This window comes from Frankia sp. EI5c (genome assembly GCF_001636565.1).
Classification (GTDB): Bacteria; Actinomycetota; Actinomycetes; order Frankiales; family Frankiaceae; genus Parafrankia.
In genome coordinates, this window is sequence record NZ_LRTK01000051.1 from 21,355 (window position 1) to 35,807 (window position 14,453).

15 protein-coding genes are annotated in these 14,453 nt (G+C 70.9%); 7 read left to right on the top strand and 8 right to left on the bottom strand.

Annotated elements, in window-relative coordinates; genetic code table 11:
- Nucleotides 1-1,301: 1,301 nt before the first annotated feature.
- The 3 genes from UG55_RS19105 to UG55_RS19115 all read right to left on the bottom strand — a co-directional run bounded on the left by UG55_RS19105 (nt 1,302) and on the right by UG55_RS19115 (nt 2,436).
- Nucleotides 1,302-1,619, bottom strand: a complete 318-nt coding sequence (locus UG55_RS19105) for a helix-turn-helix domain-containing protein (RefSeq protein WP_066070999.1) — start codon at nt 1,617-1,619, stop codon at nt 1,302-1,304.
- Nucleotides 1,616-1,981, bottom strand: a complete 366-nt coding sequence (locus UG55_RS19110) for a type II toxin-antitoxin system RelE/ParE family toxin (RefSeq protein WP_066071002.1) — start codon at nt 1,979-1,981, stop codon at nt 1,616-1,618. Before UG55_RS19110 ends, UG55_RS19105 begins: the two co-directional genes overlap by 4 nt.
- A 179-nt stretch (nt 1,982-2,160) precedes the next feature.
- Nucleotides 2,161-2,436, bottom strand: coding sequence for a hypothetical protein (locus UG55_RS19115; RefSeq protein ID WP_128423083.1), 276 nt, complete (start codon nt 2,434-2,436; stop codon nt 2,161-2,163).
- Nucleotides 2,437-3,024: 588 nt separating this feature from the next.
- Between UG55_RS19115 and UG55_RS29205 the strand changes: the two genes are divergently transcribed.
- Nucleotides 3,025-3,915 carry a hypothetical protein gene (locus UG55_RS29205; RefSeq protein WP_199865194.1) on the top strand — a complete coding sequence of 297 codons (891 nt, stop codon included), beginning with the start codon at nt 3,025-3,027 and terminating at the stop codon, nt 3,913-3,915.
- Between the two features lie 28 nt (nt 3,916-3,943).
- The gene (locus tag UG55_RS29210) at nt 3,944-4,630 is read left to right on the top strand and encodes a class F sortase (RefSeq protein WP_066071011.1); all 687 of its coding nucleotides are present in this window, start codon (nt 3,944-3,946) and stop codon (nt 4,628-4,630) included.
- A 91-nt stretch (nt 4,631-4,721) separates the two neighbouring features.
- Here the strand turns inward: UG55_RS29210 and UG55_RS19130 are convergent, their stop codons facing one another.
- Nucleotides 4,722-5,615: a hypothetical protein gene (locus UG55_RS19130; protein ID WP_066071013.1), complete on the bottom strand. Its 894-nt coding sequence runs from the start codon at nt 5,613-5,615 to the stop codon at nt 4,722-4,724.
- Nucleotides 5,616-5,760: 145 nt separating this feature from the next.
- On the opposite strand from UG55_RS19130, the gene UG55_RS19135 reads away from it, so the two are divergent.
- Complete coding sequence (locus UG55_RS19135; RefSeq protein ID WP_066071015.1) at nt 5,761-6,420, top strand: response regulator transcription factor; 660 nt, start codon at nt 5,761-5,763, stop codon at nt 6,418-6,420.
- Nucleotides 6,421-6,440: 20 nt separating this feature from the next.
- Nucleotides 6,441-7,793 carry a HAMP domain-containing sensor histidine kinase gene (locus UG55_RS19140; protein ID WP_066071018.1) on the top strand — a complete coding sequence of 451 codons (1,353 nt, stop codon included), beginning with the start codon at nt 6,441-6,443 and terminating at the stop codon, nt 7,791-7,793.
- Here the strand turns inward: UG55_RS19140 and UG55_RS19145 are convergent.
- Nucleotides 7,774-8,664: an acyl-CoA thioesterase domain-containing protein gene (locus UG55_RS19145; protein ID WP_066071021.1), complete on the bottom strand. Its 891-nt coding sequence runs from the start codon at nt 8,662-8,664 to the stop codon at nt 7,774-7,776. The two genes, UG55_RS19140 and UG55_RS19145, sit on opposite strands and share 20 nt — an antisense overlap.
- A 169-nt stretch (nt 8,665-8,833) precedes the next feature.
- A complete protein-coding gene (locus tag UG55_RS19150) occupies nt 8,834-9,385 on the bottom strand; it encodes a hypothetical protein (protein WP_242424768.1) in 552 nt (183 codons plus the stop codon).
- 262 nt (nt 9,386-9,647) lie between these two features.
- Here UG55_RS19150 and UG55_RS19155 point away from each other — a divergent pair, with 262 nt between their 5' ends.
- Nucleotides 9,648-10,307, top strand: coding sequence for a dihydrofolate reductase family protein (locus UG55_RS19155; RefSeq protein WP_066071023.1), 660 nt, complete (start codon nt 9,648-9,650; stop codon nt 10,305-10,307).
- Between the two features lie 60 nt (nt 10,308-10,367).
- Here the strand turns inward: UG55_RS19155 and UG55_RS19160 are convergent, their stop codons facing one another.
- Nucleotides 10,368-10,982: a TetR/AcrR family transcriptional regulator gene (locus UG55_RS19160; protein WP_066071026.1), complete on the bottom strand. Its 615-nt coding sequence runs from the start codon at nt 10,980-10,982 to the stop codon at nt 10,368-10,370.
- A 154-nt stretch (nt 10,983-11,136) separates the two neighbouring features.
- On the opposite strand from UG55_RS19160, the gene UG55_RS19165 reads away from it, so the two are divergent.
- Together UG55_RS19165 and UG55_RS19170 are read left to right on the top strand one after the other, a co-directional pair.
- A partial coding sequence (locus tag UG55_RS19165; RefSeq protein WP_242424769.1) for a metal-dependent hydrolase occupies nt 11,137-11,901 on the top strand: 765 nt, incomplete at its 3' end.
- A gap of 214 nt (nt 11,902-12,115) precedes the next feature.
- Entirely contained in the window at nt 12,116-13,315 is a 1,200-nt protein-coding gene (locus UG55_RS19170) for a hypothetical protein (RefSeq protein ID WP_066071134.1), read from the top strand.
- Between the two features lie 82 nt (nt 13,316-13,397).
- Here the strand turns inward: UG55_RS19170 and UG55_RS19175 are convergent, their stop codons facing one another.
- Complete coding sequence (locus tag UG55_RS19175; RefSeq protein WP_066071032.1) at nt 13,398-14,252, bottom strand: glycosyltransferase; 855 nt, start codon at nt 14,250-14,252, stop codon at nt 13,398-13,400.
- Nucleotides 14,253-14,453: the final 201 nt, after the last annotated feature.

Sequence of the window (14,453 nt, forward strand, 5' to 3'; positions counted from 1 at the left end):
CTCTTCAGTTCCACCTTAACCATCGGCCACGGCGTGGCCGGCACGTTTGTGACCGGCCACGCGGCTGAGACATGCGCTACCACAGCGAACTTCGCTGCAGTGCAGGTTCAGGTGAGCGGCGCGGACGTCAGGGCCTGCACGCGAGATTTACGCCAGGACCATAAGTGTAACCAGAGGGATCGGAGGCTCCGATGAGATCGACATCAACATAACCACGCCAACCCGTTGTCGCGGTGGTTGCGCAGGTCCTTCTCGCGTTTGCGCGCTTGCCGGAGCCACCCCCCGCATAGTAGTCGCCCTCACCGTGCGCGACTGTGACCCATCCACACACAAATGGATCACATCCATACGCTTGCAACCACACTTCCACATTCGCCNTGCTCGGACACGTGCCGGAGACCACCTTCCAATAGCCGTGGACTGAGGCTTCGCCCGTGATGTGCGGATTGTCGACCTCTTGCGTGTAGGTGCAGGAGCCGGCGGTGATGGGGCCCGATGATGCCATCGGGGTGACGCCACCACCAGGGGCGGGAGCAAAGTAGAAGCCGGGAGACTCGGTGGAAAGTGGCGGAGGTGACGAGGCTTCAGCGTTCGCGGGCAAGGCGCCGAGGGATACCAGCGCTGCACAGCAGACAACCACCGAGGCACGCCGGAAGCGCCGGAACATGTGAACCTTGATCAAGTCAACTACCTCCATTTGAGCAAGTCCGCGCGTCCGAACCGCCCAGGTCGTACTGACCCGCCTGGAAGCACACTGCACAGTGGCCATTGCAGTACACGGACCGTAGTGGACGGTAGTGGAAGGTCGGTACACACACAAAATGCCGAGCGCCCGTGATTCTTATTACATCTCACGAGAAAGCCTGAAGATGCCTGCTTGTTTGACATCCGAGAGAACTGCCAGGTCGGATGGGTGGTGTCGACCGCCAGCGCAGCCGCTGGTTTGGCGGCGGCCGGCTTAATCTGCGGCTCGCCCACGTCGCAGTCCAGCCTGAACGGCCTAACTGACAGCCAAGTTGACAGCCAAGCCGGTAGACGACCACGGACGCTGACGGACACCAGCGGACGGAACACACCAGGTCAGCAGACGGCCCGGACGTCCACGGACGTCGGTGGAGGATCCAGATCTAACTACGGATCAAAAGGTTGGGGGTTCGAGTCCCTCCGAGCGCACGTCAGGTTGAGACAGGTCAGAGCCCCGCAGCCGATCACACGGCGCGGGGCTCTGGGCTTTCCGGGGCTCAAGTACGCAGTTTGTACTGCAGTTGGACACGATCAAGCGGTCGTGGTGGAAGTGCGGCTTACGCGATCGCGGCGATGTCCCCGTCGTCGAAGTAGATCGCCTGGTGCAGTCGGCCACCAAGAGCAGCGGCGTAGCGAGCGACCACGTCCTGACCGGACAGCGAGCCCTGCTCGATCTGCGAGATCCGCCCCTTGGTCACGCCCATCCGCTCCGCCACCTGCTGCTGGGTCAGACCCCGCGCCCGGCGTACCTCAGCGAGCCGATGGCCGACCGCGACCGCGAGGAGCTCCTGTCTGCCGGCAGCGACCGCTGCCTCTCCACCGGCCCGGGCGACCTGCTCGGCGCGGATGTCAGACCACCGTGTGTAACCACTCATCGCCGACCGCCTTCTTCCTGACCGCGTTCCACCAGATAGGTCTTGTAGCGCTGCTCCGCGAGCGGGATCGCCTCGGCGTACCAGGCGTTCCACTGCCCAGCCTTGTCTCCGGCGACAAGCAGGATGCTCGAACGCCACGGATCGAAGCAGAACAGGATCCGCACCGTTCCCGGCCTCAGCTCCTTCAGGTTCGGCAGCGAAGAACCGCTGATCGTGTCGACGAGCGGCCTGCCCAGCCCCGGCCCGACCTCCGCAAGAAGATCGATTGCTTGCACGACCCGGGCGTGGGCGGCCGGGTCCAGGTCGTCGATCCAGTCGCGGACCTCGTTGGCGAGGCAGACCTCCCACTGCCGCCCTTCCACCCCAGGAGTATAGCTTCTGCTAAACCAGCGGCTCGCTTCCAGATGGAACGGGTCGAAGACGAAGAGCACAAGTATCGCTACGTCACGGCCCGATCTCGGCCGCGGCTCTTTGAAGTTCTTGATCGCCGACCCTTGCAGGGTGTCGACGAGGGGCCGCCCCAGCCCGGGCACCGGTGATTTCAGGTGCGCAGCCAGCGGGTCACCGCGTCGGTGAGGACCACTTCGTACGGCATACCCCGCAGCTCGCCCGCGGTCGCCTGCAGGCCGCGCGCCCGCGCCCGGTCAGCCAGCCACGACCAGGGATGCTCCTCACCAGGCTGTTCGCCGTCAGGAAGCACGACGTTCAACACGTTCCGGGTGACGCTGTCGCGAGTCTCGCCGAACTGGCCCACACCGGGGCCTGGACCACCGAGTACCCGGCTGACAGTGAAGCCACGATCTTCGTGCAGAGTCACCCGCCGGCCGTCGGCCAGCGCGTGACGAACTCACTGACCGAGAAGCTCTGGGAACTCCCGCCGGTGGTGTGCGGCGGCGGGGTCCAGGGCAAACCGCCTTCAGTGCTTTTCGGACGATGCCCCACACCGAAGGCCTGACTGAACGTACCCGCGGCCGCCGCGACGGTGCGGGCTCGCTCGAATTCTCCCGGGGTTCGCGCGGTTCGACCAGGGAAGGTGCGAGACACCGAGCAGGGCCTGGCAGTGTCGTTGGTCGGAACGCGGAGGTGGCCTCGAACGCCCCTCTTGTCATCGTCGAGTTGGCCGCTAACCAGAGCCGCGTTACGTTGCTGTGAGTGACCGATCGTGATGCCAGGTGGGGGGTCCTATGGCAGCGGGGCCGTTGTTGAATTCGGTGGGCTATCGGCCTTCCCGCGCGCCCGGCGTCGCCGGTTTGTGCCTTCCCGCACTCCCGCGGGGCTGGCACGCCGGATACGCGGCCGCATCCACGACGTCATGAGCCACCACCGTCCGCTGAAAACCGGCCGTTACCCCTCCGGACAGGCGGCAAGTAAGTACCTCCGGACCCGGCCGTGGCTGGCGCCGCTGATGGCGACCACTATGGCGGCCGCGGTAACCACCATTGCGGTACTACCCGCCGGGGCGGCTGTCATCTCGGCCCAGACCACTGTCGGCATTGTTGTGACCGGGGCGCCCGCGCTGGCCGTCACAAAACGCGGCACCGCGGTGGACGTCGACCATGACGGCCGGACCGGAGCCGGTGACCGGGCGCACTGGACAATCACCGTGACGAACACCGGCGACACGATGCTGAGCGGGCTGACCGTGAGCGATCCGAAGGCTGGCCCCGTCAGCTGCCCCACCACGTCTCTGGCCCCGAAGCAGGTTGTGACCTGCACCGTGTCTGACCATGTGATCACGGCTGCGGATGTCGCGGCGGGCGTGGTCACCAACGTCGCGACCGCGTCCGCGACCGCACCGGGTGGGCGGGTCGACTCGCCGCCCGGGTCCGCCAGCGTGCCGATCCCGACCGGGAGGCCCGGCGTAGTTCTCCCGCCACCGCCGGGAGTTCCCGGGGTGCCCGGCGGTCCTCCCAGCCGACCCGGTTCCGATGAACCCGTGGTGGGCGGCGCCGCGGCAGGCGGGTTCGGGGTCGGTTCCGGGGCGGCCGGCGGCTCCGGGGCTGCCGGCGGCTCTGGGTCGGGAGGCGGCTCCGGGCCGGGAGGCGGGCCTGGCACCAGCCCCGGCAGCGGCCCGGACGCCACCGGAGCCGGCCCGTCGGACGGCCAGGGCGGCAGTCCGGCTTCGACGGAGGAGCAGCAGCAGGGCGTGCGTCCGCCGGTGGCCGTGGCGGGGGGGCAGCCTGACGAGCCCGGGCGCGGCGGTCTCGCCCTGGTCCTGTTGGGCGCGATCACTGCCGTCGGTGCGCTCACCGCGCTCGGGCTCCTCGCCAGCCGGTGGATCAGACGCCAGCGTTGACCAGACTCCAACACTGATCAGACCACCGATGGAACACGGCCAGTCCGCCGACCCCGGCGAGTCGCCACTGACGACACGGCGCACGGCCGCGGCGGCGGCCGTGCTCGGCACCCTTGCCCTGGTGGGCGTCGTGCTGGTCATCCTCGGATGGCCGCCTGGTTCCGTTCCCACTGCCGCTCCGTTGCCCGAGGCCGACGGGCCGGATGTCCCCGGCCCGCAGCCGAGCGTCGGCGGGGCGGGCGCCCGCCGGTTCCCGCCGCACCAGCCGGACCTGCCGGCGTCCAGTATTCGGATACCGGCGCTCGGGGTCACCGCCAGCATCGGCATGGCGACGGAGGAGGACGGCATCCTCATTCCGCCGTCGACGCCGACCGAGGTCGGGCTGTGGTCCGGCTCGGCGGCGCTGGACGCGGGTTCCGGCGAGGTGACGATCGTCGGGCATGTGAACTGGCGGGGAATGCCGCCCTTCGCGTTCGGGAACCTGGCCCGCCTGCACCGCGGAGATCTCGTCTTCACCAGCGACCCGCACGGGAGACAGACCGCGTGGCGCGTTCTGCGGATCTTCGCGCGGCCGAAGACGCGCGGTGTCGACCCGACGGCGTTCGCCGGACCTCGCGGGCCGCGTCAACTATTCCTGATCACCTGCGGTGGCTCGTTCGATGTCCGGGCCGGCTCCTACTCCGACAATGTGTACGTACGCGCGGTGCCCGCGTAGTCCGGCCACGAGCTCGGCAGCGCGTCGCGGGGTCGCGCCAGGCGGGCGCGGCGGGCCGTCACCCGCCTGGCGCGACCGGGAGCGGGTCGGCTTACGGCCGGGGTGCGCCCGCCGCCGCCACCAGCACCGAGCTCTGGTGGCCGGTCGTCGTTTGCAGGGCGAGACCCGGCAGGCCGGCGGCCTGGGCACACTCGCCGAGGGCGGTGATCACCTTCGGGTCGGGCGCGTCGAAACCGTCGGGCGCCGAGCCGCCGCCAGGGCCCGCTTCGCTGCTGATCGACAGGCTGCCGATCACCAGACTGCCGGAGAAGCCCGACTCGGCGCCGACAGCCGGGCCGCCGCTGCGGCCTGGGCCGGGCACGTGGACGGGGCCGTCACCGCCGTCGCCGCCGGATCCGGAGCCGAAGCCGGAGCCGGAGCCGGAGCCGGAGCCGGGTGCGGTGGATCCGAGCCCGAGCGGTTCGTCCACCGGCGGCAGCCCCAGCACCTGCGTGGTGCCCGGGGCCGGGAAGGTCACCCCCGCATCCTGCAGGCACTTCGTCACGGTCGCGTTCTGGGCGTCGGTCAACGGTTCGATCGGGGCCGGGCTGCCGATGAGGCCGAGGTCGGGCGCGTACTGCTCGCAGGCGGCCACCGCCTGTGCCCCGTGCTCCGGATCGAGCGTCACCCGCGTCGATCGGGGGCCGTCCGCCGACGACTCGGTGTGCGTCTCGGCGCCGTTCTCCACGAGGCACCGGGTGTAGGCGTCGGCGTCCGACGGGGTGCCGGAGCCGCCGGACTCCGCACCCAGCCCGCCGGACTCCGCACCCAGCCCGCCGGACTCCGCGCCCAGCCCGCCGGATTCCACACCCGGTCCGCTGGATGCCGCGCCGGATCCGGCCGTGCCGCCGGGCTGGGCGGCCAGCGCCAGGGCGGTTCCGCCGCCGCTGCCCCCCAGCACGATCGCCGTCCCGATCAGGATGTGCGCGGACCATCGCCGTCTCATGTGCCACCTCCAGGTCGTGGCCGGCGCGAGTTCACCGACCGGGACCAGATTTAGTGACCGGGCGATCAGGGTTCCGTAAGCGTCGCCGCTTACATTTTCTTTATGGCCTGCCGTCCATGATGGGCACCGGCGGAGAGGTGGTCGGGTGCGCGTTCTGGTGGTCGAGGACGAAGCGATGCTGGCCGAGGCCATCGCCGAGGGCCTCCGCCGGCGGGCCATGGCTGTCGACGTCTGCGGAGACGGCGCGAGCGCCCTGGAACTCACCGCGGTTCATCCGTACGACGTGATCGTGCTCGACCGGGATCTGCCCACGGTGCACGGCGACGACGTCTGCCGGGCGGTCTTGGCCGCCGGCGGAGAATCCAGGGTGATCATGCTGACCGCCGCCGGGGACCTCGCCGACCGGGTACAGGGGTTCGGGGTGGGGGCCGACGACTATCTGACCAAGCCGTTCGCGTTCGCCGAGCTGGTCGCCCGGGTGCAGGCGCTGGGCCGGCGGGCCCGGGCCGCGGTGCCGCCGGTGCTGCGCCGCGCCGGTGTCGAGTTGGACGTGCCGAGGCACCAGGTGTCGCGGGATGGCCGCTTCGTTTCGCTGTCCCGCAAGGAGTTCGCTGTTCTGGAAGTCCTCATGCGGGCGGACGGGTCGGTGGTCAGCGCCGAGGAGCTCTTGGAGAAGGCGTGGGATTCCAACGTCGACCCCTTCACGAACGCCGTGCGGATGGCGGTGATGACGTTGCGCCGCAAGCTGGGGTCGCCCCCGCTGATCGAGACGGTGGCGGGGGTCGGGTACCGCCTGAAGGACTGAGGCGGCTCCGACCGGCCGCGATGTCGGTCAAGCTCCGGCTCGCGTTGATGTGCGGCGGTCTGTTCCTGCTCAGCGGGGTGGTGCTGCTGGCCGTCAACTATGTCCTGGTGCGGTCCGCGCTGCCGCCGGCCCCCGGTTCCGCGGCAGTCGGCTTCACCGACACGATCACGACGCCCGACCTGAGGGATCCGGGCCTGACCGATCCCGGCCCTCCCGACCCTCCCACCAGCGGTGCCGGCGGTGCTGGCGGTACCGGCGGGAGTGGCGGTACCGGCGGGAGTGGCGGTGCCGGCGGGCGTGACGGTACCGGCGGGCGTGACGGTACCGGCGGGCGTGACGAGTTCGATGTGGCCCCGGCAGCCGGCGGGCTGATGGTGGTGAGTGCCGTCCGCACCTATCGCGGGGGTGTGCTGGAGACCCTGCTGGTGCAGTCCGGGGTGGCTGTCGGGGCCACGCTGGTCCTGGCACTGCTGCTGGGATGGGTGGCTGCCGACCGGACACTGCGCCCGGTACAGGCCGTGGTCACGACGGCCCGACGGCTCGGGGCGGACAACCTCGACGCGCGGATCCGGCTGCGCGGGCCGCGCGACGAGCTGACCGAGCTGGCCGACACGTTCGACGAGATGCTCGACCGGCTGGCCGCGGCCTTCGACAGCCAGCGGCGGTTCGTCGCCCACGCGTCGCACGAGCTGCGCACCCCGCTGGCCGCTCAGCGGACCCTCGTCGAGGTCGCGATGGAGCGGCCGGGGGCCGATCCGGCCCTGCGCGAGCTCGGAGCCCGGCTGCTGACGATGAACGTGCGGATCGAGGCCCTCATCGACGGGCTGCTGGTGTTGGCGCGCAGCGACCGTGGGCTCGCCGCCCGCGAGGCCATACGCGTCGACGAGGTGGTCGAGGCGGTCGTCAGCACGCACCAGGCGGTCGCCGATCGGGCCGGGGTGGACCTGCGGTGGGAACGTGCCGCCGACGACCGGGCCGCGCGGGCGCCCGGTGCCGTGTGGGGCGACCGGGTGCTGCTGGAGCGGCTGGTCTCCAACCTGGTCGACAACGCGATCAAGTACAACCGGCCTGGTGGGACGGTGTGGGTGCGGGCCGGCGGGAGTCCGGTCCTGTCGGTGGCCAACACCGGGCCGCCGGTGACGCGGACCTCGGCCGCCGACCTCTTCGCGCCGTTCAGCCGGGCCGGGCGGGAGACGCGGGAAGCCGCGTCCGGTGCCGGGCTCGGCCTGTCGATCGTCGCCTCGATCGCCCGCGCCCACGGAGGCTCTGTCCGGGCCGTCGCCCGGCCCGAAGGCGGCCTGGAGATGGCCGTCTTCCTGCCGACCCGAGAAGCCGCGGCGGGCGCGCCGGGTGCTATTTCCTCCGCAGGGTGACGGTGGCGAGGGCGAGGACCTGGTTGTCGTGGCCGGCGTCGACGACCTGAACCTTCACGACCGCGTGGTCACCCGCGTCGCGCAGGACCGCACCGGACGTGCGGGCCGGGCCGCTTCGCACCTGGGAGAGGAAATGGATCTGCAGGTCCGCGGCCGCCATGCCGGGGCGCAGGGCCTCGGCCGCAGCTTCGATCATGACGGCCAGGGCTCCGCCGAGGATCGTGCCGATGCTGTTGGTGACATAGGGCGTGCGGTCCAGGTCGAACCGGCCGGCGCCGGGGTCGAGTGGCCGCAGCCCCAGCCGGTCGTAGAGGGTGCCGCCGACCAGTGGGCCCGCCGTGGTGCGCCGGATCTCCCCGATCCACCTTCCCGGGTCGTAGTCGTCCATTCCGGCGGCCGCCGCCCGGGGGATGCGGGCAAAAGTGATCAGGCCGGCGCCGGCCCGCGTCAGACCGGCGGGAACCTCCGGCGGCCCTGCCTGGTCGATCAGCCACTGGAGCTTCTCGATGTCGTCCGACCCATGCCCGTCGTAGACGGTGGCGGACGAGATGACGATCTTCTTCCCGGCTCGGACGAGCTGGCTGTCCACCACGATCGGGCCTTCGGTGATCGGGCCCGCGCCGTGCAGCGAGATGTCCTGGGTGGCGGTCCAGTCGGGCCGGGCGGCGATCATCGTGGGGTGCGAGGCCCCGACGTCGAAGATGGTGAGGATCATGCCCGGGGAGACGGAACCGCTCGGTGCGCGCACGGCGTCGGTGAGCGGCGCGGACATCAGGCAGCGCCGGTCGGAGACGAGTAGTTCGGTGAGGGCCGCGTCCGCGATGAATGAGCGGCGCTGTGCTGCTTCCGGCGAATCCGCCTCGGGTGTCATGCGCACCCCCCTCTGAGCCCGCGGGCTCGCCGTCGCGCGCCAGCCGCGCCCTTCGCAGTCGCGAATCACGTCCCGGAACCGCACGCTCAGCGGCGCCCGCCCGCCGCGCTGCCGGGCCGGGTGGTGACAGTCGGTCTGACGTTACCTGGTCGCCGCAGGTCAGGATGCCTCAGTCGGCAGCGGCCGCCAGCCGTTCGCGCAGCCGGTCGCCGAGATCGACTCGGCGAGGTACCGACCGAAGTTCGGCCGGGGTGGTGGTCACGCCGAACGCGCGCAGCCGTTCGACGAGCATGTCCCAGTCCTGGGCCCCGCCACTGCCCTCGACCGCGGCGAGGTCCGGCGGCAGCGGATGATCGGCATCGGCCCAGTCCGGCAACAGGACGTTGTAGACCCCGCGTTCGATCTCCTCGATCGTCAGCTGGGAGAGGTGCTCCTCGGGCGTCCTGCCGCCGCCCGACATGCCCCAGCCCCGGTCGTCCAGTAGGAGGATCTCTCGGCCGTCCGACAGCTCGGCGAACTCGTGCACGCTGAACGAGAGACCGCTCGCGGCGCCGCCGCGCCCCGCCGGATACTGCGCCGGCCCCGGCGCCAGCCCGGGGGTCGCCGCCGGATCCCACGTCTGGGTCGGGGCGGGCACCGGTTCGGGTGGGCTGCCGGCCGTTGGGCTGCCGGCCGCATCGAGCTCGCACCACATGCGGATTCCCACGACGGCAGGGTTCACCTGACCACCGTGGCAGGATCGACCGCCGCCCGCAGGCGCTCGCTCGGGCGCGGCGCGTCGCAGTCCGGCCGCGGGGTCCCGAGGTGCAGCTCGCGCAGTTCGTCCATCAGCGCGGCGACGAGTTCCGGGCCGCCGTCGCGCCGGATCGGTACGTTGTGGCGTCACCGCTTGCAGATCACAATCACTTGCCCGCCTCGCCGGCGTGGTCGGTGTCGCCAGCGTGGTCAGGGTCGCCAGGAATCGCCGGAGTCGGGAGAGGTCGATGTCGAAGGTGCGGGTCCACAACTTCTCGATCTCGCTGGACGGTTTCGCCACCGGCGATGGCCGCACCTTCGACGCGCCGTTCGGGCACGCCGGCACCCGCCTGCACGAGTGGATGTTCGCCACCCGCTTCGGCGGGTCGATGCAGGGCCGGCCGGGGGGCAGCGGGGGCGTCGACAACGCCTTCGCCGAGCGGTTCGGCCCCGGTATCGGCGCCGAGATCATGGGGCGCGGCAAGTTCGGCCCGCAGACCGGGCCGTGGGACGATCTCGGTACCGAGCGGGAGTGGCGCGGCTGGTGGGGTCCGAACCCGCCGTTCCACACCCCGGTGTTCGTGCTCACGCATCACCCGAGGCCGGCCATCGAGATGGCGGGCGGCACGGTGTTCCACTTCATCGACGCCTCCCCGCAGGACGCACTGGCCGCCGCACGCGAGGCCGCGGGCGGGCTCGATGTGCGCATCGGCGGCGGCCCGACCGTCGTGCGTGACTTCCTCGCCGCCGGTCTGATCGACTCGCTGCACCTCGCGCAGGTCCCGATCGTGCTCGGCCGAGGCGTGCGGCTGTGGGACGGACTGGAGGGGATCGAGGCCCGCTACGACGTCGAGGCGGTCTCCGCTCCCAGCGGCGTCACCCACCTGTCGTTCAACCGGCGCGGCTGAGGCCACCGAACCCCACACGTCGGATGTCGGACGTCGGACGTCGGACGTCGGGGAGGCAGGTCAGTCCGGGCGCGCGACGGGCACCACCGCGGGGCCGACCCAGCGGCGCAGGAAGCCGCGCAGCTCGGTGCCGGTGCGGGGATGCTCGGGCGGGGCCACGACCATCGACTGGATCAGCCGCTGCATGATCTCGACCAGCTCATGGAGCTCACGGTCGTCATAGCCGGCGGCGGACCAGTCGACGTCGGTGCGGTCGCGCAGCACCCGCACGTTGCGCGCGATGACCGCCGAGGCCGCCCCGGCCCGTTCGAAGCGGTCGGCGCGGCCGCCGACCAGCATCAGGGTGAGATGCGGCGTCTTCGGTAGCTGTTCGATGACGTAGGCCATGGCTTCGACGACGAACTCGGTCGGGTCCCTGATGCCCTCGAACAGGACGTCCAGCTCGGCGGTGAAGCTCTGGTAGGCCCGCTCGGTCACCTCGGCGATCAGCGGATCCATGCCGGGGAAGTACCGGTAGACGGTCTGGCGGGTGACGCCGAGTTCGGTGGCGACATCGGAGAGGTGCGTGCGGGCGGGCCCGTCGCGGTCCAGGCACCGGATCGCGGCGTCGACGATCATCTGGCGGGCCTCGTGGTCGTCGGCGGGTGGCGTGCCGCCCCAACCGCGCCTGCTCATCCCCGCCCCTCATCTGACCGGCGCACCCCGAGCCGGGTCGATCTCTTGACCGGGCCAGGCCCGGGGAGCATCGTACGTCCCGTCTGATCATACAGATTTTACGATCTTGTTTGATTCCCCCCGCTCAGCTCAGCTGATCACCGCAGGAGATCTCGTGACGGCCTTGCAGGTGCGGCGCGTCCCCTTCGACTTCGAGGGCGACGTCCCCTTTCTGTGGAATCCCGACAACCCCGACTTCTCGTTACAGATGAATGCGACTGGGGTCATCGCCATCGCGTTCGAGAAGTACATCGTGGCTGCGGTCAGGGAGGCGATCCCGCAGCTCACCGACCCCGGCGTCGCCGCCGAGGCGGACGCGTTCCTACGCCAGGAAGCACAGCACGCCAGCGCCCACCGCCAGCACATGAGGGCACTGATCAGGCGCTACCCCGGGCTGCGGGGGACCCTCGACGCCGCCCTCGCGCTGTACGACGAGCTGCTGGAATCCAGGCCGCTGAAATTCCACCTCGCCTACATCGCCGACCTGGAGTCGGCCTTCACCCCGACCTTCAAGCTCTTCCTCGACCACGAGGAAAGGCTGTTCCGGCCGGGTGACGAACGGGTCGCTTCGCTGTTCCTGTGGCATTTCACCGAAGAGGTCGAACACCGCAGCTCCGGCCTGCGCATCTACCGGGAGTTCGGCGGCGAGGCATACCGCCTCCGGGTGCTGCCCGCGGTGGCGCGTCACATCAACCGCCTGATCAGGGTGGTCGCGGAGGGTTTCGACGAGCACGTGCCGTTTGCGGACCGGAAGGTCGACGCCCGCAGCCTGATCCCCGCCGAGGGCGTACGGGACGGGATCCGGCGGAAGCTGCCGTCCCGGCGCGGGGTGCGCGGGGGGCAGAGCGAGAGCGGGGGGCAGAGCGAGCGGTACTCCGGTNGGCTCGCCTTCGTGCCGAAGCGAGAGCTCCGCGCGGCTGCCGGGCGGGTGCTGCGCGCCCAGCTTCCCGGGCACGATCCCGAGCACCAGCCGCTTCCGGGGTTCGTCGACACCTGGATAGGCCGCTATGACGCCGGCGCGCCCGTCGCCGCCTGGTACTCGTCGGCCGCAGCGCTTCCGGCCGCTCCCGCCACGCCGGCTGGGTGAGCGCGCCGTGTCCGACAGCTGCAGCGCCGCCTTCGAGGAGCTCGCCGGCAGGATCGGGGGATTCTCCTGCGACTCGGTCGAACCCGTCGTCCACCTGCGCAACCCGGCCGACCTGAGCAACTGGACGCTTCCCGCGCTGGAGGTCCTGCTGCTCGCCGGGGCGCTGTTCGCGCTGGTCCATGCGGTGCGGCGCTGGCGCCGGCACGGCGATCCGTCGAACCTGGCGATCTGGTTCGGCGCCATCGTCTACCTGGCCATCATCGAACCGTTGCTGTTCTTCTCCCGGGGCCTGGGCCTGCCCGACAACATGCACGAGCTGTTCGCCCACAACGTGTTCACGGTACAGCTCGTTCACGACCGCATTCCGCTCTACATTGTGGCGCTGTACGCGGCCCTCGCCTCTCTCGCCTACGAAATCGTCCGCTCACTCGGCGTCTTCCGGCGCAACGTGTTCCTCGGCGCCGTCTGCGTGGGATTCGTCCACCATCTTTTCTACGAGATCTTCGATCTGCTCGGGCCGCAGCTGCGCTGGTGGATCTGGAACTACGATCTGGCCGTCAACAATCCGCGGCTGGCGTCGGTGCCGATGACCAGCGTCTTCATCTTCGCCGCCCTCGGCCCCGCCGCGCTCACCCTGCTCGTGCGCCTGTTGGTGGGACGTCGGGCCGACCGCGGCGAAGGCCCCGGCGGCTGGGGGCTCGCCGGCCGCGTCGTCGCCGTCGGAGTGCTCGTACCGCCGCTGATCTCGATCGGCAGCCTGCCGTCGTCGGTCGTCGGCGACGAGAACAACACCGCGCAGGCGGTCGTGTTCTGGCTGTGCGTCGCAGCCTTCGCGGTCGTCGCCGTGCCGGTCCTCTACCAGCAGTGGCGGTCGGCCCGCGCCACGTCGCCCCAACCAGCCCGACCAGCCCAGCCGGACCCGGCGGCCCAGGCCCAACCGGACTCGGCGGCCCAGCCGGCACCGGCCGTCATCGGACGCCGGTGGTTCGCCATCGGCTACGGCGGACTCTTCCTGGCGGCCTTCGTGGTGCTGTGGGCCACGGCGCTCCCCGACTACTTCGGGGCCAGCGGCGGTGTCACCACCGACGGCACCCCCACCGGCAGCCTGCCCTACGCCGTCGGGTGCCTCCTGGCCGCGGGAACGGTGCTGGCAGCCGTGGCCACCACGCCCCCCGCCGCGGAACGGACACCGCCCGAACGCGGGTGACACCCGAACGCGGGTCACGCCCGAACCCGGGTGGCGCCCCTCGCGTCCCCGCCGGTGCGCCCGCTGCCACCACCGGCCCGCCTCAGCGCTTGAGGAACAGGTGGCCCGGAGGCGGGCCGAAACGTCCGCGGAGGAAGTCGATGAGACCTCGTACCCGCCCTTCGACGTTCCAGTAGGGGCCGCGCCGGGCCGGCACGACCGCGCCCGACGCGAGCTGCCACAGCGCGATGCAGAAGCGGATGAACGCGTGGTAGCGCCCGGAGTGCTCCCGCACCAGCAGCATCGTGTTGCGCAGTTGCAGGTAGTCGATCGCGGCGGAGGCCGACCCGACGTACGGGTTCTTCACCATCGCACCCCGCACCAGCCCGGATTCCCAGCCGGCGGCCTTCGCCCGCAGCGCGAGGTCCGCCTCCTCGCAGTAGGCGAAGTAGCGCTCGTCGAAGATCCCGACCTCGTCGAGGCACGCCCGCCGGGCGAACATCAGCGTGCCGTGCGGATGACCGACCGTCTCCCAGCCCGCGTCGACCTTCCCGGCCACGAGGATCCCGCCGAAGTAGGGGTCGATGACGGGTGTCGCCCCGTCCCCGACGTCGGCGCAGGCGAGCCCGGCCCGCGGATGCTCCGCCAGCACGCTCAGCATGTGGCTCAGGCAGGTGGGCTCGGGCAGCGCGTCGTGCGGCGCGAGCACCACCCACTCCCCCGCGTCCGCGTCCGCGAGGAACCTGCGGTAGCCGATGTTGGCCGCCGGCCCGAAGCCGATGTTGCCGCCGGCGAGCACGACCGCGACGTCGTCGGCTTCGACCGGTGGTACCACGGCCGATCCGTTGTCGACGATCGTGATCGTGACGGGGATGTCCTGCGCGCGGAACGCGTCGATCGTGTCGACGAGTCGCTGCGGCTGGTCGCGGTGAACGAGGACGACCGAGAGAGGCTGCACGATCCCAGTGCTTATCTCAGTTGGCGGGGGCAAGCCAGGCAGATACGGGTAATCCAGGGTGAACGCGCGGCCGGCGGGCCAGCGGATCGGGAGCGTTCCCGGGCCGACCGGCAGGCTCCGGGCCGTGCTGTCCGTCCTCGGATCGCCGTGCTGTCCGCGCTGGGATCAGCGTGCGGTCTGTCCTNGGTGTACGGAATGATG